This is a genomic window from Streptomyces luteoverticillatus, assembly GCF_003970715.1.
GTDB lineage: Bacteria > Actinomycetota > Actinomycetes > Streptomycetales > Streptomycetaceae > Streptomyces > Streptomyces abikoensis.
In genome coordinates this window covers 4,083,309-4,108,047 of sequence record NZ_CP034587.1, presented here as the reverse complement: position 1 = coordinate 4,108,047, position 24,739 = coordinate 4,083,309, and the positions used below count along the sequence as shown (strand labels likewise).

The 24,739-nt window shown below is 66.7% G+C and carries 22 protein-coding genes and 2 rRNA genes; 19 read left to right on the top strand and 5 right to left on the bottom strand.

Annotation, left to right across the window (positions count from 1 at the left end; translation table 11 throughout):
- Positions 1-5: 5 nt before the first annotated feature.
- Positions 6-446, bottom strand: a complete 441-nt coding sequence (locus EKH77_RS18155; RefSeq protein WP_126915396.1) for an ATP-binding protein — start codon at positions 444-446, stop codon at positions 6-8.
- Between the two features lie 167 nt (positions 447-613).
- Between EKH77_RS18155 and EKH77_RS18150 the strand changes: the two genes are divergently transcribed.
- The 6 genes from EKH77_RS18150 to EKH77_RS18125 all read left to right on the top strand — a co-directional run bounded on the left by EKH77_RS18150 (position 614) and on the right by EKH77_RS18125 (position 5,267).
- Complete coding sequence (locus EKH77_RS18150) at positions 614-1,597, top strand: helix-turn-helix domain-containing protein (protein WP_240667403.1); 984 nt, start codon at positions 614-616, stop codon at positions 1,595-1,597.
- 8 nt (positions 1,598-1,605) lie between these two features.
- Positions 1,606-1,797 (top strand): DUF397 domain-containing protein, encoded by a 192-nt coding sequence (locus tag EKH77_RS18145; protein WP_126915395.1) that lies wholly within the window; start codon positions 1,606-1,608, stop codon positions 1,795-1,797.
- 160 nt (positions 1,798-1,957) lie between these two features.
- Entirely contained in the window at positions 1,958-2,326 is a 369-nt protein-coding gene (locus tag EKH77_RS18140; RefSeq protein WP_126915394.1) for a DUF6507 family protein, read from the top strand.
- Positions 2,323-4,335: a putative adhesin gene (locus tag EKH77_RS18135; RefSeq protein ID WP_126915393.1), complete on the top strand. Its 2,013-nt coding sequence runs from the start codon at positions 2,323-2,325 to the stop codon at positions 4,333-4,335. Before EKH77_RS18140 ends, EKH77_RS18135 begins: the two co-directional genes overlap by 4 nt.
- 43 nt (positions 4,336-4,378) lie before the next feature.
- Positions 4,379-4,798 (top strand): DUF4279 domain-containing protein, encoded by a 420-nt coding sequence (locus EKH77_RS18130; protein WP_164737813.1) that lies wholly within the window; start codon positions 4,379-4,381, stop codon positions 4,796-4,798.
- Positions 4,799-4,832: 34 nt separating this feature from the next.
- Positions 4,833-5,267 (top strand): DUF4279 domain-containing protein, encoded by a 435-nt coding sequence (locus EKH77_RS18125; RefSeq protein ID WP_164737812.1) that lies wholly within the window; start codon positions 4,833-4,835, stop codon positions 5,265-5,267.
- On the opposite strand, the gene EKH77_RS18120 is transcribed toward EKH77_RS18125, so the two are convergent.
- Positions 5,264-6,082 carry an ATP-grasp domain-containing protein gene (locus tag EKH77_RS18120; RefSeq protein ID WP_240667402.1) on the bottom strand — a complete coding sequence of 273 codons (819 nt, stop codon included), beginning with the start codon at positions 6,080-6,082 and terminating at the stop codon, positions 5,264-5,266. The genes EKH77_RS18125 and EKH77_RS18120 overlap by 4 nt on opposite strands.
- 293 nt (positions 6,083-6,375) lie before the next feature.
- On the opposite strand from EKH77_RS18120, the gene EKH77_RS18115 reads away from it, so the two are divergent.
- The 5 genes from EKH77_RS18115 to EKH77_RS18095 all read left to right on the top strand — a co-directional run bounded on the left by EKH77_RS18115 (position 6,376) and on the right by EKH77_RS18095 (position 9,521).
- On the top strand, positions 6,376-6,807 hold the full coding sequence (locus EKH77_RS18115; RefSeq protein WP_240667401.1) for an RDD family protein: 432 nt from the start codon (positions 6,376-6,378) through the stop codon (positions 6,805-6,807).
- A 231-nt stretch (positions 6,808-7,038) separates the two neighbouring features.
- On the top strand, positions 7,039-7,500 hold the full coding sequence (locus EKH77_RS18110; RefSeq protein ID WP_126915389.1) for a carboxymuconolactone decarboxylase family protein: 462 nt from the start codon (positions 7,039-7,041) through the stop codon (positions 7,498-7,500).
- Positions 7,501-7,620: 120 nt separating this feature from the next.
- A complete protein-coding gene (locus EKH77_RS18105; RefSeq protein WP_206279876.1) occupies positions 7,621-8,025 on the top strand; it encodes a hypothetical protein in 405 nt (134 codons plus the stop codon).
- Between the two features lie 204 nt (positions 8,026-8,229).
- Complete coding sequence (locus EKH77_RS18100; protein ID WP_126915388.1) at positions 8,230-9,357, top strand: hypothetical protein; 1,128 nt, start codon at positions 8,230-8,232, stop codon at positions 9,355-9,357.
- Positions 9,312-9,521: a DUF397 domain-containing protein gene (locus EKH77_RS18095; RefSeq protein ID WP_358219718.1), complete on the top strand. Its 210-nt coding sequence runs from the start codon at positions 9,312-9,314 to the stop codon at positions 9,519-9,521. The genes EKH77_RS18100 and EKH77_RS18095 overlap by 46 nt, the downstream gene beginning before the upstream one ends.
- Positions 9,522-9,559: 38 nt before the next feature.
- Here EKH77_RS18095 and EKH77_RS18090 read toward each other — a convergent pair whose 3' ends face one another.
- Positions 9,560-11,008, bottom strand: a complete 1,449-nt coding sequence (locus tag EKH77_RS18090) for a serine/threonine-protein kinase (protein ID WP_126915387.1) — start codon at positions 11,006-11,008, stop codon at positions 9,560-9,562.
- 333 nt (positions 11,009-11,341) lie between these two features.
- Here EKH77_RS18090 and EKH77_RS18085 point away from each other — a divergent pair, with 333 nt between their 5' ends.
- From EKH77_RS18085 to EKH77_RS18050, 8 genes are all read left to right on the top strand, one after another.
- Complete coding sequence (locus EKH77_RS18085; RefSeq protein WP_099199098.1) at positions 11,342-11,650, top strand: hypothetical protein; 309 nt, start codon at positions 11,342-11,344, stop codon at positions 11,648-11,650.
- Positions 11,651-11,866: 216 nt separating this feature from the next.
- A complete protein-coding gene (locus tag EKH77_RS18080) occupies positions 11,867-12,736 on the top strand; it encodes a hypothetical protein (protein ID WP_126915386.1) in 870 nt (289 codons plus the stop codon).
- Positions 12,726-14,123, top strand: a complete 1,398-nt coding sequence (locus EKH77_RS18075; RefSeq protein WP_126915385.1) for a hypothetical protein — start codon at positions 12,726-12,728, stop codon at positions 14,121-14,123. The genes EKH77_RS18080 and EKH77_RS18075 overlap by 11 nt, the downstream gene beginning before the upstream one ends.
- 2 nt (positions 14,124-14,125) lie before the next feature.
- A complete protein-coding gene (locus EKH77_RS18070; RefSeq protein ID WP_126918129.1) occupies positions 14,126-15,679 on the top strand; it encodes an SCO6880 family protein in 1,554 nt (517 codons plus the stop codon).
- Positions 15,680-15,689: 10 nt separating this feature from the next.
- Positions 15,690-17,123 (top strand): ATP-binding protein, encoded by a 1,434-nt coding sequence (locus EKH77_RS18065; RefSeq protein WP_126915384.1) that lies wholly within the window; start codon positions 15,690-15,692, stop codon positions 17,121-17,123.
- 1 nt (position 17,124) lies between these two features.
- Positions 17,125-18,711 (top strand): type VI secretion protein, encoded by a 1,587-nt coding sequence (locus tag EKH77_RS18060; RefSeq protein ID WP_126915383.1) that lies wholly within the window; start codon positions 17,125-17,127, stop codon positions 18,709-18,711.
- A gap of 40 nt (positions 18,712-18,751) precedes the next feature.
- Positions 18,752-20,182 carry an amidohydrolase family protein gene (locus EKH77_RS18055; RefSeq protein ID WP_126915382.1) on the top strand — a complete coding sequence of 477 codons (1,431 nt, stop codon included), beginning with the start codon at positions 18,752-18,754 and terminating at the stop codon, positions 20,180-20,182.
- On the top strand, positions 20,179-21,150 hold the full coding sequence (locus EKH77_RS18050) for a hydroxyacid dehydrogenase (protein WP_240667400.1): 972 nt from the start codon (positions 20,179-20,181) through the stop codon (positions 21,148-21,150). The genes EKH77_RS18055 and EKH77_RS18050 overlap by 4 nt, the downstream gene beginning before the upstream one ends.
- 57 nt (positions 21,151-21,207) lie before the next feature.
- On the opposite strand, the gene rrf is transcribed toward EKH77_RS18050, so the two are convergent.
- Both rrf and EKH77_RS18040 read right to left on the bottom strand, forming a co-directional pair.
- Positions 21,208-21,324: ribosomal RNA gene (gene rrf / locus EKH77_RS18045) — 5S ribosomal RNA — on the bottom strand.
- Positions 21,325-21,399: 75 nt separating this feature from the next.
- Positions 21,400-24,520: ribosomal RNA gene (locus EKH77_RS18040) — 23S ribosomal RNA — on the bottom strand.
- Positions 24,521-24,739: the final 219 nt, after the last annotated feature.

Genomic DNA, 24,739 nt, shown 5'->3' with positions numbered 1-24,739 from the left:
CCTGATCACTGAGCACCCCGCGCCGTCGCCGCGACCCGGAACCAGACGGCCTTCCCGGGCCCGCTCCCGTGCCGGCACACGCCCCAATGGGTGGCACAACCCCGGATGAGATCCAGCCCCCGCCCGCCCTCGGCATCAACGGCCCACGCCCGCTGATGGGGCACCCCGGGGGCGTAGTCCCGTACGAGCACGAGCAGGGCGCCGCCGTACATCCACTTCGCGTAGACGGTGACGAGGGACGTACAGGAGCTGCCGCGACAGGCGTTGACGGCGTTGGTGACGACTTCGGAGGTGAGGAGAAGCGTGTCGTCGACGAGGTCGTCGCGGTGAGCGGTGACGAGGAGGGCGCGCACGGCAGCACGCACCTCCCGGACGAGGCTCGGGACGGGGAGGAAACCGAGGGAGAAGTCGGGACGGATGGGGACGACGGTGGTGATGGGACACATGACGTGGCTCCTGGGCTTCACCGATTGCCGGAAGCCCTCCGTGCGGCTGATCGCGGTGGCGTTGCCGGGCACGCATACGGGGCGCGGATGGGCGCGCATGCGGACGCGGTGCACTTCCGGCTTATGGGCCGGGGAGGGCGGGTCGGGTTCGACGGTAGGGAGTCCAGTTGCCGATCGGCAACCGATTCCAGTCGATTGACCCCAACGAGTGCCACCAAGGCACCGAAAACCGGCAGACTGCTCACGATCACAAGGAGGACGCCATGGGCCTACGTACGAACCCCACGCAGCGACAACGGCGTTTGGGCGTCGAGCTGCGCAGGCTACGAACCTCGTCGGGCCTCTCCGTCGGGCGCGCGGCAGCCTTTGCCGACCTCGGGCCGGCCCACCTGGGCCATATCGAAGCAGCCCGAACAGCCATTCCCGAGGTGAAGTTGCGGGCGCTCACCGAAGCTTATGGTTGCCGTTCGGAACCCTTGGTCGATGCGCTGGTGGCGATGAGCCGATCCACAGGCAAGGGATGGTGGACGGACTACAAGAACGTCCAGGGCCCGCATGCACTCGACCTGGCCGAGCTCGAAGCCACCGCCATCGGATGCCGCTCGTTCCAGTGGCTTTACATGCCAGGACTCCTCCAGAGCGCCGAGTACATGCAGGCCCTCTTCGAGTCGGCCGAACCTCACACCGAACCGGCGCTGATCGAGAAGTACGTCCAGTTCCGGCTAAGCCGCCAACGGGCCCTGAAGGACGGATCGCTGCGCTTCCACGCCGTGATTCACGAAGCGGCATTGCGCATGCAGTTCGTGCCCGAGGACACCATGCGTCGCCAGATCCTCCATCTGGTCGGGATGGCACGCCTGCCCCACGTGCAGGTGCAGATCCTCCCCTTCACGGCAAGCATCAACCCGCCGACATCCAGCACGCCGTTCGTCCTCTTCGAAGGCCCGGTTCCCGAACTGAACACCGCCTATGTGGAACAGCCCGTCGCCTCCCCCTTCATCAGCGACCCAGAGCATCTGAACCAGTTCTCCCATTTCTTCCAGTCCCTCAGCACCTCCGCCTTGCCGCCGATTGACGACCAAGTCGAACCTGAGTTCCATGCGAGGAAGGATTCCCTTGGCCTCATCCAGCACCTGATGTACACGATGTGAAGGAAGTCATGTCAGAGCCCCGATGGCAGAAGTCGACCTTCAGCGGACCGAGCGGCAACAACGGCGAGTGCATAGAGCTGTCCGCAGGCGACGACACGACCACCATCCACCTCCGCGAGAGCGACACCCCAACCGTCACCCTCTCCCTCTCCCCCCACACCCTGCGGGCGCTGCTCCGCTACTCACGGGCGACCACCTGACGGCCAACACGCCTGAGTACGAATACTCATGCGCACCCCCTCACGCTCAGTGATAGAAAGATTGACCGTGCGTCGGACGCACGTGCGGAGCACGGGGGCGCCGCAAACCGAGCGCTGACGCGCAAGGGAATCGTTTCTCAGGGGAGGGGCAGGCGCCGCCATGTCCAGATGGGACATCAAGCCCGACGGCGTACGCGGAGTGGTCGCCAGGACGGCCGAGATCGCAGGCAAACTGGCGAACCAGGGCAACTCATACGTCGGACACGTCGAGTCCGCCGCAGGTAACGCCGGCCGCCTGGCGGGCCCGTGCGACGCGGGCGAGGGCCTCGTAGGGCTCGCGCTCAAGGCCTACGCGAACCACGCCACACCGGAGCTTACCTACATCGCCGTGAGGGCGAAGAAGTCGCTGCAGGGCGCGGTGGACGCGACGGCGGCCTACGTGCAGGGCGACACGGAAATGGCTGCGAATACTCAGCGCACGGCAAGCCAGGCTCCCACGCCGGAGGAGCTGGGCGGACCCAAGAAGTGAACAGCTCCCCGATAGACCCGATCAGCATTCCTCACTTCACCGGCAACCTTGACGCCCTGATAGGCGACATATCCGGCCTCGCCAAGGACGCGTCCGACATCCGCGCCACAGGCACGGACACGCACGCGTCCTTCCAGGGCCTGTCGGCCCACTACGAGGCCCCCGAGGCCGGACAGCTCCTCCACTCGACCCTGCCCGTACGAGAACGGGCGGCCCACTTCGCGGACGAGCTGAACAAGGTGAAGTCGGCCCTGTCCGAGTACGCGGCGGAGGTCCGCCCGATCGTCCAGGAACTGGACCGCCTCCGTGAACAGGCCGTCGCCTTCCGGGCGTCCATCGGCAACGACGACAAGTGGCTCAAGAACCAGAGCAAGACCGACGAAAACAGGCACCTCATCCAGGCCGTGACGGCGGCCCAGGAGAGGTTCCACGCGGCTGAACGCAATGCCTTCAACAAGATCACCGGCCTCTTCGACAAGAGCCTGCGCCTCGTCGAGGACGACGGCACTCACAAGAAAGGGATGTACGGCTACGACCCCAAGGCAGCCGCGAAGGCGGAGAAGACCCCATGGGGCAACGTCGAGAAGCGCAAGTACGAGGGCGCGGAGTGGTTCTGGCACGAGGCAGTCGATGGGACGACGGCCTTCGCCAAGGGCTTCCTCATCGACGGCACCTGGGCCCAGATCAGAGGACTGGGCACGCTGGTCGGCGTCGACGGCGCCGACCAGGCGCATGAGGCCCTGAAGAACATGGCGTTGCTGGCTTTCGCCAGTAACTACGTCCCCGGCGCCGAGGTGGCCAGGTATCTGCCCGACTCATGGCTGCCCAAGGTGGGCAGGGACTACAAAAAGGCCGCCAACGGCGCGTCCAAGGGCCTCGTCGCATGGGACGAGTGGGGCAAGAATCCCTGTCGCGCCTTTGGCACGCTTACATTCAACGGCCTGACACTCCTGACTCCCGTGGGTGAGGCGACCGCCGCGACCAAGGCAGGAGTGACTGCCAAGGCGATCACCACCGCCGCCAAGGTCGTAGAAGTCATCGACCCCGCTACCTACGCGGTGAAGGGCGCCCGGCTGGGCCTCAAAGCAGCAAAGCCCGCGATCCTCAAGGTCGGCGATCTGGCGGCCGAACTCAAGCAGAGCCTCGGCAAACTGCCGGACCACACCCCCACTCCGGCCGGCGAGTCCCTCAAATACACGGCAGCGGACGGCAAAGCCCTCCTCCTGGGCCCAGAGGGTCACCTCCGTGCACCCAGCGTGGGCGAATCCCAGCCCGGCACTCACGAGCACCACGTGCCCGCCACCCCAGGCGCTGCCGACCACGCGGCCCCCCAAGGCTCACACGCCAACCGCATCCCACACGACGCGGACAGCACGTACACCGCCCACAACGACAGCCACAGCCACGAAACAGGCACTCACCTCAGCGGGGATTCCCACGGGAGCGACGGTCCGCCGGTTCACCGCGACGACCCGACCGGACACTCCGCCAGCACACCGCACGAAGAAGGTCACCGAGGTACGGGTGACCCGCTGCCCGCTCCGCAGGAGGTGAAACAGGCCCTCATCGAGCGCAACCCACAGGTGATCGACAAGTCCCGCTACGCACCCGACGACGGTCATTACCACGCGACTCGTGTCTTCGAAGGCGGTCGACCCGACGGCCAAACAGTTCTTGCCGGCCATGGATACCTGCGAAGGGGAGCTGGTGAGATGACGGTCCCACCGGGCACGACCATCTCCTTCTATGTTCCGCATGGAGATCTGCTGCCTGGACTCAACGGCCTCACAGTGGAGGCCGGAATTTACCCAGGAGGCTATGTGGAAACATTCCGTCCGGGCGAAACTATCCCTGACTACACTTTGGACGCGCCCGCTGCCGGCATGGGTGGAGGGTTCAGCGTCTTTGAGAAGTCCACGACCGTAAGCGAACGAACCCCTTTGTCTCAGATATTGAAACCGAGCATGGGCGACGTCCATTGGGCCGCTTGCCGCGACATCGAGTATTAGAATGTCTACGAGTAGATTCTTCTCAGGAGACCTGGAAACAGAGATGACCGATACGGTGCAAGCCACGGGATCTTGGGTGCTGACCACGGTGTCCCTCACCATCGAGAAGCCGGATCTCGACCCCCGAGCCGTCTCGGCGGCGCTGGGGATCGAGCCGACCAGTTCCCGCCTCCCTGGGCCGAGTCGCTGGCGCCCTGCCGACGACACCAATGGCCTCTGGATGCTGGAGTGCGATCAACGCACGGCGAAGGGCCCCGCCGAGCAACTGGCCCATCTTCTCTCCCTGGTCGAGTCGAAGACTGGTGAGCTCGGAAGTCTCCGCGCGACCGATCACCAGGTTCACCTTGAAATCCGCGGATACGCAGGCGACGGCGCGACGTTCGTGATCCCCCACACACTTCTCACCCGGATCATGCATCTAGGGATTCCACTCAAGGTAATTCCAAAAATTAATGAGCGCTAGCCAGAGTAAATCGAAAGAAACAGGTGGACGACCGATGCTTGATCAGGGATCCGGCTGGGAATCGGCACAAGCTGCACTCATCGTCTCCAGGCCAGGCCTCGCACTCGAGGCCGTTGACGCGGCCCTCGGGCTCAAGGGCACAGAGCCGCGCCAGGCCGGGACGGGCCTTGCCGTGCTCGCTGAAACCTCATGGAGCTATCGGCCGACCGAGAAGTCGACTGACGTCGAGCAACACATTACAGCTCTGGTAAGTGATCTACTTCCTTTGCAAGGAAGACTGGATGGGCTCCGCGCGCAGGGGTACCGGATGCACATTGACGTCTCAGGTTTCGTGACGTCCAACTCGGCATGCCAATTGAATGCCAACACCATCGCGTTGATCGAGCAGTTGGGTATCCCTATTTCGTTCACTACTCGCGTGGCAAAGGGCGAAGATGACTCGGCTTGGCTGGAGTCGATGCTCCGCTAATCCATTTCCGATTCCTTGAGGTAGCGACAGAACCGGCGATCTCGTGCCGACATCCGCGACCGGGGCCCGGCCGCGCGCAGTACGACGTCCAGGACGTACTCCGGATCTGCGGCATAACAGTTGGCAAACCACGCCAGGTTGGCCTCGATGACGGCCCAGCCATCAGCACCACCTCCAGGCGCCGCCACGAGGCCCACGTCGAGCACGACCGCGCTGGGCAGTGTGTGACCACGGGCCGCCAGAACATCCTCCGCGAACCGCAGCACGGCATCCTCGTCGGGATGGCCTGCCAGCGGAGCCGAGTCCAGACGGCCGAATACGGCGTACTGGCTGCCCGTACGAAACTCACCGTCGAGTACAAACAGCCGGAACTCCCTTGCCCAACCGACTACATCACTGATCTGTACCGGCGTCTCCGGCGGCAAGTGCGCAGCTCCGGACAGCCGATTGCCATCGGCGTAGACCGCAGCCGGAAAGCTCTTGTCACTCGGCGGCTTCACAAACGCGGGTCGGGACAGGTGCCGTGCTTCTCCCAGAGTGGACGATTCAATGTTGCGCAGGACGTACTCGAAAGGCAAAGACGTCAGCCAATCATCCGGCGGCTCCAAGAGAGAGACTTCGAGATCGTCCACAACTCCAGCAGCGAACAGAGGCCCACCGAAGTAATGACCGCCTGGCCGTCCGGTCAATGCGCCTGCCCCACCGCTGGTGGGCAGAACTTCCACGTCCATACCCCGTCGCCGTGCGGCGGCCGACAGAAGCTCACCCGTCGTCGAGTACTGCGGCGCATGCGCCAAGAAGCCAGTGCTGTTCACAGCCAATACGATCCCACTGACCTACGGTCGGTCGCAGGGGCCCGGACTGAGCGCTGCCCCCGCTCCTCGGTCGGCTCAGATCGAGGAAAGTGCACAGCCCCCCGCTATCGTTCACCCCCTGTTGCCCCCGAACCACAACCGCTAACGATTACCACTGCCTCTATTGGACCGCCCGCATGCATGAGTACCAGCAACCACCGCACCACGGATACGGCGCATACCAGCCCCAGTTCCACCCGCCGTACACACCGCCGAGGCCAGGACCGCCCGACGAGGCTCTACCCAACCCGGCTGTGCGACTCGGAGCCCGAATCGTCGACATCCTCATCATCGTGGTCGGGGGAGGCCCTATCGCCTTTACCGTAGGGATGACCATGATGGGGCTGACCGAGAACAACGACGCCGGCGGAGTAGCCATGGCGATAGTGTTCTTCGGAAGCATGGCTCTCTATGAGCCCATCATGACGCACGCTTACGGCGGCACCTTCGGCAAGCGCATCTGCGGGCTGCGTGTCGCGCGGGTCTCGGACGGGCAGAACCTGTCCCTGGGCGGCGCTTTCGGGCGCTGGGCCGTCTACCAGTTCATCGGCCTCGTCCCCCTCGGTGGACTGATCAACGCGCTCTCCTGCCTCTGGGACAAACCTTTGCGCCAGTGCATTCACGACAAGGCCGCATCCAGCGTGGTCGTCAAGCGTCGTTGGGGTATCACCGCCAACCATCTGTGACTCGTGTGCCGCTCGCTGACGGCAAGGTCGGGCGGGCCCAGGCCCGCCCGGACTCGGCGTGCGGTACGCCACCGCAGGGAGATGGGGAGGGCTCCTCAAATCGCTCAGCCAGAAAGTTCTTCTCGCCCATCCGTCACACTCCCCCATCGCCATCCGTCAGTGCGGTGACGGACCTCGAGCGGCCGATGCGGCAGACGCACCGGTCGTCACGGCAGCGAAGGGGAACACACCATGAACGCGCGCATGAAAAACCCGGCACTCGTCCTGCCTGACGCCATGAAGGGCGTCCAGAGCCTCATGTCGGCCATCCGCCAGGGCGACGCCCCGCAGCAGGTCCTGGAGCTGGTGCACCTGCGGACCAGCCAGATCAACGGGTGCAGTGCCTGTGTGTACGGCGGCATCGCCAGTGCGAAGAAGGCCGGCGAGTCCGACGAGCGGCTGCACCACGTCGCCGCCTGGCGCGAGGCGCCGTTCTTCAGCGACGCCGAGCGCGCCGCCCTGGCGCTGGCGGAGGCCACGGCCCGGATCGCCGACCGTTCGGGCAAGGCCGTGCCGGACGAGATCTGGGACGAGGCGGCGGACCACTTCGACGAGAAGCAGCTCTCCGCCATCATCCTGATGGTCGCCACGACCAACTTCTTCAACCGCATCAACACGACGATCGAGGAGCCGGCCGGTACGACCTGGGGCTGAGGCCGGGCCGTCGCCCGGTGACCAGCGCGTCCATCCTTCGTTCATCGGACGCCAATCCCTCACGGGAAGAGTCTCCTTCGCAAGAACCGGAACCCTTCCGTCGAGTAAGAGAGGTGCCTCATGAACCTCATCACCCGGACCGGTCTCGCCGCGGCGGTCGCGGTCGGCGTCGTCGCCACGGTCGTCGCTCCCGCCTCCGCCGCGATCAGCGCCGACCACGGCCGTGCGGAATCAGGCATGCACGCCGTGGTGGCGAATCCGAAGACGATCAAGGCGGCCGCGTACAACCAGGCGCGAAGCATCCTCGCCAACGCGGGAAGCCAGACGGCCGCCAAGTCGCACCCCGTTCACGGCAAACCCGACGTGCCGGTCAGCTACGGAACGAGCCTGCTGGCCGCGGCACGCGACGAGTTCCGGCAGACCGACAAGCATCTGCCGGCGAAGGATAAGAAATCCGACATGTCGATCCCGCACTACAACGCGATCCACAGCGCGGCGCAGACCATGGGCATCGACCGGTGGTGACGATGTAGCTGTCGACTGTCACGCGACAGGTCCCTGCCGCCGGTTCGCCGGGGCGGGGCTTGCCGTGCGACAAACAGCACCGACCTTAATCTCGCCCCTCAGGGGGTCGAGATAAACGCAGGCGGAACGGAGCGACTCTTACCCCGGACGCCCGGGTTATCCACAGGCCTCGCGGGATTCCGCTCCATGCGGTGTCCTGGGGTCATGAAACGGGGGGATCAGCGAAATCTTCATGAGGTCGCCGCTTCGCAAGGCGGCGTCCTGCTCACGACGCAGGCCGTCGAGTGCGGGCTGCGGCCCAGCGGTGCGGCGGGGGCGTTACGACGGGCCGGCTGGTCTCGGCTGTACTGCGGGACATGGGGGCAGCCGGGTCTGCGGATCGATACGCGGCTGCGCCTGCTCGCGGTGCAGTTGAGACATCCGGAGTGGGTGGGCAGCCATGGCTCGGCGGCGGCTCTGTACGGCATTCCCGCCCTTCCGCACGGCCGGACCGTCCGGCGCGGCCGCGTCACCCGCGTCGTCGGCGACGACGTCGTCGAGTTCACGGACCCGCGTCGACGGGGGCAGACGCGGGTGCCCGGCGTCGTCGTGCACGCCATACGGTTGGCGGCGCGTGAGACCACGGTGGTCGCCGGTGTGCGGGTCACCACGGCTCTCCGCACCATCTGCGACCTGCTGATGGCCCTGCCTGCCCACGAGGCCGTGATCGCCGCCGACTTCGTGCTCGGCCAGGGGCTGGCCGACCGGGAGCAGATCCGCGAGGCGCTGGGTCCTGACAGGCATCCTGACGGACGCCTTGATGGACGCCCTGGCAGACACCTTGACGGACGATGCGGCCGCCGCCGGCGGAACGTGCGGTCGGCCCGGGAGGCACTCGCGCTGGCCGATCCGGCCTCCGGGTCCCCGGCGGAGAGCATGGCGCGGCTGTGGATGCACGGCGTCGGGCTGCATCCGGAGTCGCAAGCCGAGGTGACGACGCCGAACGGCCGACTGCTGCGGCTCGACTTCCTCTTCAGGACGGAAGGGCTGGGCGTGGAGATCGAGGGACACACCTGGCATGGCAGCCGGTCCGCGCACCAGAACGACATCCTTCGCTTCAACGAGCTCTCCGGCTGCGAGGGCATCCGCCAGTTGCTCCGGTTCAGCGGCGACGACGTCTTCCGTCGGCCCCGGTTGATGATTCACACCATTCAGGAGGCACTGAGCAGGCTTCGGGAGTCAGCGGGCTCCTCTATCGTGGTCGCCGACGTTCATCCGAACATCCCATCGCGTGAAGGGGCGTTGCCGTGCCCGAGCTCAACTGGATCCCGGCCACTGACGACGAGACGATGACCGAATACCTGGAGGTGGCCTTCGGCGGCGACGGGAACGTCTACATCCGGGAGAACATCAACCCGGAGACGGTCGTCGTAACCACCGAGAAGAAGTGGGAGGCCTTCTGCCTGGGCGTCAGGGCAGGCGAGTTCGACCACTTCGTCGAGGGAATCGACGACTAGACTCCAGGCTCATTCCCGCCCCTCGGCGACCATCGGGCTCAGAACAGCGCGGCGCCGATCAGCGCGGCCACGACGAAGACCATCACTCCGGCGACGGCCGCGAGCAGTACCTTCGGTCGCTGCCGCCCGGCAGCGCCGGCCGCAGCAGCAGCCCTGGTCCGCACGGAGGGCAGCGCGTACGTGGTCGTCGTCTCCCGCTGAAGCGCCGGCGGCAACGGCGGTACGTGGGAGGCTGAGCCCAGGGGCTCCACCGGAGCCCACGTCGGCCCCGACACCGGCCCTGACGCCATGGGCGGCGCTGGATGCAGCGCCGCGGCCGGTACGGGTGTCACGGGCGGGGCGGACGGCATGGGTGGCACTCCCGTGGCCACGGGGGGCACGTGGGGCATGGGCGCCGCTTGCAGATGCGGGGGTACGGCCGACGAGCCCGTCCGGGGTCCGGCGCCGCCCTGGGACGGTACGGCCGAGGGCGCGACCGGGGACATGGTCGCAGGCATGCCCGATGGTGCAGCCGAGGGCGTGGCTGATGGCGCGGCAGCGGGTACGGACGGGAGCTCAGGCGGCGACCCCGCCGCCACGGCCGGCGCCTCAGCCAGCCCTGCTGCCGGCTGGGCGGTCCGATGCGCCCCCGCCGCGAACGGCGAAGTCATGGGCGGCGACGACGGCTGGGGCGTGCCTCGCCAAGCCGCGCCCGAGAAGAAGTCCGCGACCTCCTGTGCCGACGGCCGCTCCTCCGGCTGCTTCGCCAGCATCCTCAGCAGGTAGTCCTCGAAGGCGGGCGGGACGTCGGGGCGGTAATCGCGCGGGGGTTCGGGCGGGCTGTCCACGTGGAGGTACAGCAGGGCGGTCGGGTTTTCGTCCCAGAACGGGGGTCGACCGATCAGCATCTGGTACAGCACGCAGCCCAGCGCGTACACGTCCGACTCGGGACCCGCGGTCCGGCCCAGGGCGCGTTCGGGGGCGAGATAGGTGCTCGTACCGACGATCTGGCCCGCGCGGGTCAGCCCAGCGGAGGTCTCGTCGACGAAGCGGGCGATGCCGAAGTCGCCGATCTTGAGCGTGCCGGTGGCGGCGTCGATCATGAGGTTGCCGGGCTTCACATCCCGGTGGACCACTCCCTGCCGGTGCGCGGCCGCCAGGCCCGAGGCGGTCTGGGCCACCAGGTCGGCCGCGCGGGCCGGCGCGAGGACGTGCCGCTCGGCGAGCTCCGCCGCCAGGCTCGATCCCTGGACCAGCTCCATGACCAGGTAGAAGCGGCCCTCCCACTCGCCGAAGTCGTACACGGCGATGACCTGCGGGTGGTTCAGGCGGGCGGCCGTCTGGGCCTCCATCCGGAAGCGCATGGCTGCCGACTCGTCGCCGTCGTCGCCCAGGAGGAGCTTGACGGCGACCTGACGGCCCAGCACCTCGTCCTGCCCCTGCCAGACTTCACCCATGCCGCCGCGGCCGAGCGGCTCCCCCAACCGGTACCGACCGGCTACCAGCACCCGTACCACCCTTGATCTTGAACCATGCGCAGACCAGGAAGAGTACCCACCGAACACACTGCCGTTCGAACATCCCCGTCCCCCCTGCGATACCCCTCACATGGCCGGACATTGCCCGCCGTCCATACGCGTGATACACAGAGTCACCATAGGACCCCCACTGACAACGGGCCTCGTCGCAGGTCAGGGCCATGCAACCGCCGGTCATACGGGTTCCGACAAAAAATGCCGCCAAATCGACATGCGAACGGCGGTATGTCAGCGAAGATAGGTTCCGGCCTTTGCCGTGCGGCGGGGTGGACACAACTACCCGTATGGGGCGGTGAGTTAGAGATGTTCTTGGCGGCCGGTAAAGGCGACATCAACACCATTATTGGCGGAATCGCCCCTAACTGGGGTCCCTTCGGTCAACTGGGCCGGGAGGCCCGGGTGATGATCGAGGTCATCATGGCCGTCGCGATCCTGCTCTGCCTCGCGATCGCGATCTGGGGCGCGGCGAAGCAGCGGATCGGTGCCACGGCCCTGCGCGACACCTTCAGCGCCGAGCAGGGCAAGGGACTGATCGTCGCCGGCCTGACCGGCGTTTTCATCATCGGCTCGCTCGGCACGCTGTTCACCATTGTCTACGGCATGGCGGTCTGAGCCCCTCCACGCGCCCCTTCCACCCCCACTCGATCCCGTGCGCACCGCCGGTGCTTCGTCTCAGCGCAGGCCCTCTCGTCCCCCAGCCCACCTTCATCGAGGCTGCCAACTGATGCCCCCTCACTCCCCCACGCCCTCCCCCGGGATTCCGTTCACACCGCTACCGTCATATACGGGCGGCAAGCCGGCCATGACGTATGAGGGAGCAGGCGAGCGATGAGTCTCGGCGACGACGGCTACGGTGGCGGCCAGGGCGGCTACGGCGACGACCGTCATATGACGCGCACGCGGCTTCCGGAGGGCGAGGTCGACCCCTACGCGCCGACGCGGCGCGGAGGCGGGCGTTCCGGCCGCGGGGGCCGACCATCCAGCCGGAACCTGGTGACTGCCGTCGGTGTCGTGGTGCTGCTCATCGCGGCGATCGCCTTCGCCAACCGGGGCGGTGACTCCGGCGGGGACGCCCCCTCCGGCGCCGACGCGCGCCGCCCCGGCGGCAGCCCGACCGCTCCCACGGGGGTCAAGCCGGTCGACGGCAAGACCGGTGGCATCGCTTCCGGATTCGCCCATTCGGAGCAGGGGGCGCAGTCGGCGGCGGCGAACTTCGCGGTGGCGTTGGGGGGCGACGGGATGTTCCGGAAGGACAGCCGTCGTGTCATCGTCGAGGCCGTCTACGCGCCCGATGCCGCCGCTGTCCGCGGCGGCGAGCTCGACAAGGTGTATTCGGACCAGGGCTTCCTGAAGAAGATCGGCCTAGATGCCAATGGAAGCGCTCCGAAGGGCATGACCTTTGTGTCCCGCACGAACCCGACCGGGACCAAAATCGTCAAGTACGAAGGCGACATGGCAAGTGTCGCGGTCTGGTACTCGTCGCTGTTCGGGCTGGCCGGCGAGGGGTCGACCAAGCCCGTCTCCGAGGGCTGGTACACCAACACGTTCGACCTGAAGTGGGTCGACGGCGACTGGAAGATCACCGGCTTCACGCAGAAGGACGGCCCGACGCCGGTCGGCCGTGACCAAGCCGCCTCCTCTGCCAAGGAGATGTCGGACGCCGTCGAAGGGTTCGGAGGGTTCACCTATGCCCGCTAGTCGCCGCCTCTCCATCGCGGCCGCAGCGACAGCCGTTCAAACGACGGTGGTCGTGTTTTCGGCTCGGGCATTCGCCGCTCCGACACCAACGCCGACGGGCACACCGGCCGCGACACCGACCCCCACACCGGGCGGCAGCGCGGGGGCAACGCCCACGCCTACCCCGTCAGGCAGCCCGAGCGCGGGCAACAACCCCTGTGACCTGATCCGGGGTCCCGCCAAGGACTACTGCCAAGGCGGCAAAAACCCCGGCACCTCCACCTCCCCCAACGACCCCCAGACCGTCACCGACCCCCTCGCGTCCCTCGCCAAGGGCTGTGCCGACGCCGCGTCGTGGATCATCCACAAGCTCTCCACTGCGGTCCACTCCACCGGCAATGTCGACTTCACCAACACGCCCTTCCTCCGCCAGTACGCCGTCGTCTTCGCCGCCTCCACCATCCTCACCCTCGTCCTGTGGCTGCTGGCCGTGGCCAAGCGGGCGGTGCGGGGGGTGCCGTTCACCGAGGCGATCACGGAGGCCGTGGGGTTCCTGTGGCTGACGGTGCTGGCGTCCGCGTTCACGCCGCTGATCCTCTACACCGTCGTGAACGCCACCGACGCCGTCACGGAGGTCATCGCCACCGGCTCGTCCACCAACAACGACCAGTTCTTCGGCGGCTTCGCCGAGGCCCTGCAGAAGGGCAACGGCATCGGCGGCGGGCCGATCATGCTGATCGTCGTGTCGCTCGTGTCCGTGCTGGCCGCCGGTGTGCTGTGGCTGGAGCTGGTGATCCGGGCCGCCCTGCTCTACGTGGGCGCGCTCCTCGGCACCGCCGTGTACGCGGGGCTGGTGGACAAGAACATGTGGGGGCACGTCCGCCGCTGGGCGGGCATCATGATCGCGGTGATCCTGGTCAAGCCGATCATCATGATCGTGCTCGGCCTCGCCGGAGCACTGTCCTCCGGGAAGGGGCCGAACTCCTTCTCCGCCGTGGTCTCCGGCCTCGCGATCATCCTCCTCGCCATCTTCGCCAGTGCGATGATCTACCGCTTCGTGCCGGGCTTCGGCGACGAGATCGTCAGCAGCCGCAACGCCAGCAAGGACGCGGCCTCCCGCCAGGCCGCCGCCGTGATCTCCTCGCCCGCCGCGCTGGTCAAGCAGGGCATCACCACCCACAGCACCCGCGGCGACGGCGGCGGGTCCCAGGCGGCCCGCCCCTCGGGCGCTGTCAGCGGCGGTGTCACCGCCCACAGCGCCCGCCCCGCGACCGCCCCGTCCGGCGGCAACGGAAGTGCTCCCTCCGCAGCCTCGGTGCCGGGCACGGCCGCCGTGCCCGCGCCCCGCGCGCAGAACAACGCGCAGAACAACAGCAAGCGCAATACATCCGGAGGTGAGCGGAGTTGACGATCCCGGCCCAGTCCCAGCCGATCGCGCCCCGCCGTACGTATCTGATCGGCCGCGCACGTCCCAACGCGGTCGTCGGCAAGAACCGGGAGACCGGCGAGATCGCGCTGATCGTCGTGGGCGCGTTCCTGGGCATGATGTGCGGGCTGCTGGTGCCGATCCTCCCCTTGCGGATCATGTCCCTCACCGGCTTCCCCGCGCTGTCGCTGGCCGCCGTCTACGTGCCGTACAAGAACCGCACGTTCTACAAGTGGTTTGAAATCAACCGCTCGTACAAACGGACGCTGCGTCGCGGTGCGACGTACCGGTCCAGTGCGATCGAGGCGGGCACCCGGCTGGACGGGCGGGAGATAGAGGTCGGACCGCCGCCCGGGATCGGGCGGATCAACTGGCTGTCCGCGCCCTTCGGCCCGGACGAGATCGCCGTGCTGCTGCACGCCGACCGCCGGACCGTCACCGCCGCGATCGAGATCGAGGGCCCGGGCGTCGGCCTCCGCGACTCGGAGGACCAGGAAGCACTGGTCGAACGATTCGGCACGCTCCTGAAGCACGTCGCCAACGGCGACGGCTACGTCACCCGCATCCAGATGCTCGCCCGCACGCTCCCCGCCGACCCGGACGCCCACGCCAAGGACGTCGAGCGGCGGGGCGACGAACGGGCGCCGGAGTGGCTCAAGGACTCCTACGACCAGTTGCAGTCCATGGTCTCCACCTCCTCCGAGCAGCACCGCGCCTACCTCGTCGCCTGCATGCACTACGGCCGTGAACTGGCCGCCGAGGCCCAGGCCATCGCCCGCGCCTCCCGGCACGAGGCCGGCAAGCGGCGGCTGGACAAGGACGCGGGCCTCGCCGTCGTCATGGCACGCGAGCTCACGGACATCTGCGCCCGTCTCGCCGAGGCGGACATCCGCGTCCGCCAGCCGCTCGGCCAGGCGCGCCTCGCCTCGCTCGTCCACTCGATGTACGACCCGGACCACCCCATCGACCACATCCAGGCGATGACGAAGCGGAACGCCTGGCCGGCCGAGCTGGACGCCATGGAACCCACGTTCCTCCAGGCGAAGACGCGCGAGTCGTCCACCCGGGCACCCTGGTGTCACTCCACGGCGTGGGTCAAGGAATGGCCGATGACACCCGTGGGGGTCAATTTCCTCGCTCCCCTTCTCGTCCACACCCCCGATGTGATTCGTACAGTCGCGGTCTGCATGGACCTGGAGCCGACCGACGTCGCCATCGAACGGATGCTGACCGAGAAGACCAACGACGACGCGGACGCCTCCCGCGCCGCCAAGATGAACCGTGTCGTCGACCCGCGCGACGTCGCCCACCACTCCCGTGTCGACCAGCGCGGCGAGGACCTCGCCAGCGGCGCGGCCGGCGTCAACCTCGTCGGCTACATCACCGTGTCATCCCGTTCCCCGGAGGCCCTGGCGCGCGACAAGCGGACCATAAGAGCCTCGGCCGGCAAGAGCTACCTCAAGCTCGAGTGGTGCGACCGCGAGCACCACCGGGCGTTCGTCAACACGCTGCCGTTCGCGACCGGCATCCGACGATAGGGGCAATGCCGTGCTCGACCCGCTCGCCACCGTCACCGACGCCTTCACCAGTTTCCTGTTCGGAAAGGTCGAAACCACCCGGCTGCCCGTCCGCACCTCCACCGGGCAGGCGCAGGCCGTCTACCTCCCCACTGCGGCCCCCGGCCTCGGCGACTCCGGCGTGATCATCGGTCGTGAGGTGTACTCCGGCAAGGGCTACATCTACGACCCCTTCCAGCTCTACGGCCAGCAACTGCCCGCCCCCCACTGGCTCGTCCTCGGCGAGTCCGGCAACGGCAAGTCCGCGCTGGAGAAGACCTACGTCCTACGGCAGCTGCGCTTCCGCGACCGCCAGGTCGTCGTCCTGGACGCCCAGGGCGAGGACGGCGTCGGCGAGTGGAACCTGATCGCGCAACAGCTGGGGATAACCCCCATCCGCCTCGACCCCGTCGCCGCCGCCGACGGCGGCATCCGGCTCAACCCCCTCGACCCGGCCATCACCACGACCGGCCAGCTCGCCCTCCTCCGCACCATCATCGAGGTGGCCACCGGCCGGGGGCTCGACGAACGCGCCGGCTTCGCCCTCAAGGTCGCGCATTCCTACGTGAACGAGTCGATCCTCGACCGGCAGCCCGTCCTCACCGACATCGTCGAGCAACTGCGCCACCCCGAGGCCGAGTCCGCGGAGTCGATGAACGTCGACATAGACGACGTACGCGCCTGGGGCCTGGACGTCGCCCTGGTGCTGGACCGGCTCGTCGACGGCGACCTGCGCGGCATGTTCGACGGCCCCACGTCGGCCGGCATCGATCTCGACGCGCCCCTGATCGTCTTCGACCTCTCCCACATCGACCGCAACTCCATCGCCATGCCGATCCTCATGGCGATCGTCGGTGTCTGGCTGGAGCACACCTGGATCAGGCCGGACCGGAAGAAGCGAATCTTCTTGGTCGAGGAAGCCTGGCACATCATCAACTCCCCGTTCGTCGCCCAGCTCTTCCAGCGCCTGCTGAAGTTCGGCCGACGGCTCGGCCTGTCGTTCGTCGCGGTGGTCCACCACCTCTCCGACGTCGTCGACGGCGCGGCGGCGAAGGAAGCCGCGGCGATCCTGAAGATGGCCTCCACCAGGACCATCTACGCCCAGAAGGCGGACGAGGCCCGGGCCACGGGCCGGGTCCTGGGGCTGCCCCGCTGGGCGGTCGAGATCATCCCGACCCTCACCCCCGGCATCGCGGTCTGGGACGTCAACGGCAACGTCCAGGTCGTCAAGCACCTCATCACCGACGCCGAACGCCCCCTGGTCTACACCGACCGGGCCATGACCGAGGACGGCGACCGCACCCACGAACTCGCGGCGGAGGCAGCGGCGGCGGAACGAGCCGCCGCGGCACGGGAATCGCCCTTCGCCGACGAGCCTTACGGCACCGCCGCGACCTACGGATCCTCGGAATCGACGGTGGCGTGAAATGGCCTCCTCGGGGGGCGGGGACCGGGCGCGGCACCGGGACCCGGGTGTGGAGCGTGGAATTCCGGATGGCCTGCTGCTCAGCGTCATAGCCTTTCTGCTGGGTCTGACCCTGCTCGTCTGGACGGCCACCGGCCTGGCCGCCCTCGCCGAACACGGCGGCTGGCCGGAGGGGGTGACCCTGACCCGCACCCCCCAGGCCCTGCGCCATCTGATGACCCAGCCCCGCGACCTCCCCTCCGCCTGGCCGAGCACCCCGCAGGAGGCCCTGTCGGGGTACGGGTTGTTCTGGGGCATCCTCATCGGCGAGCTGCTGGTGGCCGTGGTGCTGATGACGTTCGTGATCGGCACACTGGCCCGCTGGCGTGCGGTACGGGCCCGCCGGGTGGTGGGGGCGGCGGGAACTGCGGGGACGGCGGGCGCGCCAGGGATGGCCGAGCCGACGGCTGTCGTCGTGCCAGCGGCTGCACCGGTGACGGAGGCCGCGCCGGCGGTGGAATCGGCTGTCACGGCCATCCCCGAGCCACGGACAGCCGACACGGGCGAGCCGCGGGCAGCCGACGCAGAAGCGTCGACAAGGGCTTCGGCGGCGGCTCCGGCGACGACCCCGGTCCCGGCCACCACACCGGCCGCTCCAGCCACCCCCGCCGTCCCACCACCGTCAGCCTCCCACCGCCTCCTCTACACCACCGACCGCCGCGCCCCCGCCGCACGCGCGATTCTCGAGGCCGCCGGGCCGGCGCTGGTCGTCACCAGCGATCCCGGCCTCTGGGCCGAGACCAAGACCGCCCGCGCCAAGCTCGGGCCGGTCCACGTCTTCGACCCGAGCCACCTCCTCGACACCCCCGATCGGCTCCGCTGGAGCCCCACAACGGGCTGCGAGTCGCGCGAGACCGCCACCACCCGCGCCGCCGCCCTCCTCGCGCCCGTACGGCCCCTCAGCACCCTCGACTCGGCCACCGCCGACACCGCCGAGACCCTGCTGCGCTGCTGGCTGCACGCCGCCGCCGTGGACGGCCGGCCCTTCCGGCAGGTGCACCGCTGGGCCCAGGGGACGTCGGCCCACGAACCGGTCCGCATCCTCCGGACCAGCCCCAAGGCCACCGGCGGCACCGCGGGCGAACTGGAATCCGCCCTCACCGGCCACCCCGAACGCCGCGACATGGCCCAGGAGCTGGCCGCCCGGGCGCTCAGCGCCCTGACGTCCGTCCACATCCGGGACGCCTGTAACCCCAATCGAGTCAATTCGCCGGCGCCGGAATCATTCATCGCCGAAGGGGGAACGCTGTACGTGGTGGGTGAGGCGATTGAGGATCCCCGCACCCGCCCGGGTGCGATGCCCTTGCTGACCGCACTCGCCTCAAGCGTGGTCGAGCACGGCCGCCGCATGGCCGCACGGTCATCCTCCGGCCGGCTCGACCCACCACTCACCCTCGTCCTCGACGATGTGGCGGCCGTGGCCCCGCTGCCCGCCCTGCCCGACCTCCTGGAGCACGGCGAGGCACAGGGCCTCCCCACGTACGCGCTGATGCGCTCCGAGGAGCAGGGACGGGCGCGCTGGCCCCGCCGCACCCTTACGACCGGCTAGCACGGAAGCCACCGAAGCCAAGGCGACAGGGGGTAACGCCATGCACGACACCCTCCTTCTCACCCACACCACGCTCATCGCCGCCCCGGGAACACACAGCCCCGAGCAGGACATGACCGTCGTCGTCCGCGACGGCCGCGTCGCGACGGTCGGCCGGACGGCCGAGGTGCCCGTCCCGCACGGGGCCCGCGTCATGGACCTCTCCGGGAAGTACGTCATCCCGGGTCTCATCGACATGCACACCCACAGCCACGGCCCGGCGGAGCTCGTCGCCCCGCTCTACGCCCTCACCGGCGTGACGACCGTCCGGGAGATGTGGGGCACACCGGCCGTCCGCGCCGGCCGCGACCGCGTCGAGCGGGGTGAATTCCCGGGCCCTCGGTGGGTGATCGGCAGCACCCTCGTCGACGGACGGCCCAGCCTCTGGACCGACGACGTCTCACCCGTCCCGGTCGTCGAGGCGGGCACGGAGGCCGAGGCGCGGGAGGCCGTCCGCGGCATCAAGCAGGAGGGCGCCGACTTCATCAAGGTGTACTCACGGCTGACGCGCGAGGTCTATCTCGCCCTCGCGGACGAAGCCCGACGGCAAGAGATCCCGTACGCCGGCCACTGCCCCGACGCCGTGTCCGTCACGGAGGCGTCCGACGCCGGTCAACGCACCATCGAACACCTTCACCCCCTGCTCACCGCGACGAGTTCGGACCAGCCGATGCTCCGCCGCGAGCTGGAGAACGGTCTGCGGGTCGATCCGGCGGAAGCCGGGTCGGTCGCCCGCTTCCGCCGCTGGTACCGCCGGGTCCACCAACTGGAGTCGCTCGCCGCCCGTTCCCACGACCCCGAACGGGCCGCCCGCGTCTTCGACCGCCTGGCCGCGAACGGCACTTTCGTCACCCCGACGCTCGGCATCCACCACGTCATGGAGCGCCCGGACACCCTCCCGAACCGGGCCCCCGAGTGGGCCCACCTGCCCGAATGGCTGACCGGCGCGTGGCCGGGCCAGTTGGAGGAGCTGCTGGGCGGCCGAACGGAGCAGGAGTATGCCGACGTCCGCGATCTAAACACCCATCACGCGCGGATCGTCGGCGAACTCCACCGCCACGGCGTCCCCCTCCTCGCCGGTACGGACTCCGGAGCCCCCTATCTCGTCCCCGGCTTCGCCCTCCACCAGGAGCTGGAACACCTCACCCGGGCCGGCCTAGGGGCGGCCCACGCCCTACGGGCCGCCACCACCACGCCGGCCCGCGCCCTCGGCCTGGAGGCCGTCCTCGGCACGATCGAGCCCGGCAAGGCCGCCGACCTCGTCGTCCTCGAAGCCGATCCGTTGGACGACATCCGCAATACACAGCGCATCGACTCGGTGGTGACGCGCGGCCTTTTGATCGACCGGGCGGAACGGCGCCGGATGCTCGCCCAGATCGCCCAGGCGGCGGCCGAGCTGAAGCCGCCCGTGGGCATGGGCTCGGGAGCATGAGCGAACCCCGGATCGCGATCACCATGGGCCGGCGGGAAGCGGACGCGATCCTGCCCGCCGACCTACGGACGAGGCTCGCGGCGTGTGGGGAGGTCGTGGGAGGCTCGGCGGAACAGGCCGACGTTCTCATCACGGGCTGGGGAAGCCCCCCGCTCACGGAAGCCTTCCTCGCCCGGACGCCACGCGTGCGGGTGGTCCTCCATGCTGCCGGGTCCGTCAAATGGCTGGTCACGGAGGCGGTGTGGGAGCGGGGCATCATGGTCTCCTCCGCAGCCGACGCCAATGCCGGCCCGGTCGCCGACTACGCCCTCGCCGCGATCACCTTCGCGGCCAAGAAGGCGGTGGCAGCGGCGTCCGCATACGCGGCGGGTGGCGCTGCCGCCTGGCCCGGATTCGCGGAACGGGAGGGAGGCGACGGCCGCACGGTCGGTGTCGTCGGGGCGTCACGCATCGGACTGCTGGTCCTTGAGCGGTTGGTCGCGGCGGATACGGGCTGCCGGGTGCTTTTGTACGACCCTTATGTGTCTGCCCCGGAGGCGGCGAAGCTGGGTGTCGAGGTGGTAGGTCTCGAGGAACTGTGCGGCAGCAGCAGAGTCATCACGCTTCACGCTCCCGCTATCCCGGAAACCCGGCACATGCTGGACGCCCGCAGACTGGCTCTCATTCCGGACGGCGCCACGATCGTCAACACCGCACGCGGCTCACTGATCGACACGGAGGCGCTGGTGCGGGAATGCGCGTCGGGGCGGCTCAACGCGTTCCTGGACGTGACGGAGCCGGAGCCACTCCCGACGGGGCATCCGCTGTTCTCCCTGCCGAATGTGCTGGTCACTCCGCATATCGCGGGAGCACAGGGGAGCGAGGTCCGAAGGCTGGGGGTGTGGGTGGTGGAGGAAACGGAACGGTGGGTGCGGGGGCTGCCCTTGTCAGGACGGGTGAGAAGGGAAGACCTTTGCCGGTTGGCTTAGCCCCAAACGCAAGAAAGCCCTGGTGGGTATCCCCACCAGGGCTTTCTTTTAAAAGGAGTTCGGCGGCGTCCTACTCTCCCACAGGGTCCCCCCTGCAGTACCATCGGCGCTGAAAGGCTTAGCTTCCGGGTTCGGAATGTAACCGGGCGTTTCCCTAACGCTATGACCACCGAAACACTATGAAATTAACGTCATCCGGCACTTTGGATGTTCGTTATTTCAGAACTAACACAGTGGACGCGAGCAACTGAGGACAAGCCCTCGGCCTATTAGTACCAGTCAGCTCCAACCGTTACCGGTCTTCCACACCTGGCCTATCAACCCAGTCGTCTACTGGGAGCCTTACCCCATCAAGTGGGTGGGAGTCCTCATCTCGAAGCAGGCTTCCCGCTTAGATGCTTTCAGCGGTTATCCCTCCCGAACGTAGCCAACCAGCCATGCCCTTGGCAGGACAACTGGCACACCAGAGGTTCGTCCGTCCCGGTCCTCTCGTACTAGGGACAGCCCTTCTCAAGACTCCTACGCGCACAGCGGATAGGGACCGAACTGTCTCACGACGTTCTAAACCCAGCTCGCGTACCGCTTTAATGGGCGAACAGCCCAACCCTTGGGACCGACTCCAGCCCCAGGATGCGACGAGCCGACATCGAGGTGCCAAACCATCCCGTCGATATGGACTCTTGGGGAAGATCAGCCTGTTATCCCCGGGGTACCTTTTATCCGTTGAGCGACGGCGCTTCCACAAGCCACCGCCGGATCACTAGTCCCGACTTTCGTCCCTGCTCGACCCGTCGGTCTCACAGTCAAGCTCCCTTGTGCACTTACACTCAACACCTGATTGCCAACCAGGCTGAGGGAACCTTTGGGCGCCTCCGTTACCCTTTAGGAGGCAACCGCCCCAGTTAAACTACCCACCAGACACTGTCCCTGATCCGGATCACGGACCCAGGTTAGACATCCAGCACGACCAGAGTGGTATTTCAACGACGACTCCACACACACTGGCGTGCATGCTTCACAGTCTCCCACCTATCCTACACAAGCCGAACCGAACACCAATATCAAGCTATAGTAAAGGTCCCGGGGTCTTTCCGTCCTGCTGCGCGAAACGAGCATCTTTACTCGTAGTGCAATTTCACCGGGCCTATGGTTGAGACAGTCGAGAAGTCGTTACGCCATTCGTGCAGGTCGGAACTTACCCGACAAGGAATTTCGCTACCTTAGGATGGTTATAGTTACCACCGCCGTTTACTGGCGCTTAAGTTCTCAGCTTCGCCCCACCGAAATGGAGCTAACCGGTCCCCTTAACGTTCCAGCACCGGGCAGGCGTCAGTCCGTATACATCGCCTTACGGCTTCGCACGGACCTGTGTTTTTAGTAAACAGTCGCTTCTCGCTGGTCTCTGCGGCCACCCCCAGCTCAGAGCGCGAAGCTCATCACCAGAAATGGCCCCCCTTCTCCCGAAGTTACGGGGGCATTTTGCCGAGTTCCTTAACCATAGTTCACCCGAACGCCTCGGTATTCTCTACCTGACCACCTGAGTCGGTTTAGGGTACGGGCCGCCATGAAACTCGCTAGAGGCTTTTCTCGACAGCATAGGATCATCCACTTCACCACAATCGGCTCGGCATCAGGTCTCAGGCTTCATGCTGTCCGGATTTACCTGGACAACGCCCTACACCCTTACCCCGGGACTACCACCGCCCGGGCTGGACTACCTTCCTGCGTCACCCCATCGCTTACCTACTACAAGTCTGGTTCGTCGGCTCCACCACTCCCCTTTGTCCGAAGACTCCAGGGCGGCTTCACGGACTTAGCATCGCCTGATTCGATATTGGGCGTTTCAAAGCGGGTACCGGAATATCAACCGGTTGTCCATCGACTACGCCTGTCGGCCTCGCCTTAGGTCCCGACTTACCCTGGGCAGATCAGCTTGACCCAGGAACCCTTAGTCAATCGGCGCACACGTTTCCCACGTGTGTATCGCTACTCATGCCTGCATTCTCACTCGTGAACCGTCCACAACTCGTTTCCACGGCTGCTTCACCCGGCACACGACGCTCCCCTACCCATCCATACACCCGTTGGGGCTGTTGTATGAATGACACGACTTCGGCGGTACGCTTGAGCCCCGCTACATTGTCGGCGCGGAATCACTTGACCAGTGAGCTATTACGCACTCTTTCAAGGGTGGCTGCTTCTAAGCCAACCTCCTGGTTGTCTCTGCGACTCCACATCCTTTCCCACTTAGCGTACGCTTAGGGGCCTTAGTCGATGCTCTGGGCTGTTTCCCTCTCGACCATGGAGCTTATCCCCCACAGTCTCACTGCCGCGCTCTCACTTACCGGCATTCGGAGTTTGGCTAAGGTCAGTAACCCGGTAGGGCCCATCGCCTATCCAGTGCTCTACCTCCGGCAAGAAACACACGACGCTGCACCTAAATGCATTTCGGGGAGAACCAGCTATCACGGAGTTTGATTGGCCTTTCACCCCTAACCACAGGTCATCCCCCAGGTTTTCAACCCTGGTGGGTTCGGTCCTCCACGAAGTCTTACCTCCGCTTCAACCTGCCCATGGCTAGATCACTCCGCTTCGGGTCTTGGGCGCGCTACTCAATCGCCCTATTCGGACTCGCTTTCGCTACGGCTTCCCCACACGGGTTAACCTCGCAACACACCGCAAACTCGCAGGCTCATTCTTCAAAAGGCACGCAGTCACGACACAAGAGCAAGCCCTTGTGCGACGCTCCCACGGCTTGTAGGCACACGGTTTCAGGTACTATTTCACTCCGCTCCCGCGGTACTTTTCACCATTCCCTCACGGTACTATCCGCTATCGGTCACCAGGGAATATTTAGGCTTAGCGGGTGGTCCCGCCAGATTCACACGGGATTTCTCGGGCCCCGTGCTACTTGGGTGTCTCTCAAACGAGCCGCTAATGTTTCAGCTACGGGGGTCTTACCCTCTACGCCGGACCTTTCGCATGTCCTTCGCCTACATCAACGGTTTCTGACTCGTCCAACAGCCGGCAGACTGTTGAAGAGAGATCCCACAACCCCGCATGCGCAACCCCTGCCGGGTATCACACACATACGGTTTGGCCTCATCCGGTTTCGCTCGCCACTACTCCCGGAATCACGGTTGTTTTCTCTTCCTGCGGGTACTGAGATGTTTCACTTCCCCGCGTTCCCTCCACACTGCCTATGTGTTCAGCAGCGGGTGACAGCCCATGACGACTGCCGGGTTTCCCCATTCGGACACCCCCGGATCAAAGCTCGGTTGACAGCTCCCCGGGGCCTATCGCGGCCTCCCACGTCCTTCATCGGTTCCTGGTGCCAAGGCATCCACCGTGCGCCCTTAAAAACTTGGCCACAGATGCTCGCGTCCACTGTGCAGTTCTCAAACAACGACCAGCCACCCGTCACACCCTGCCGAAGCAGACCTTTACCGGGGCCGGCGTATGAAGGTCGAGCAGCGCTCGTACCCTCAGACACCCAACAGCGTGCCCGACCCAATTCCCAGGTTTCACGTTCCACGCCGAAGCAGTACTAGTGAACCCTCAAGAACTGTGCCGAATAGTCAACGTTCCA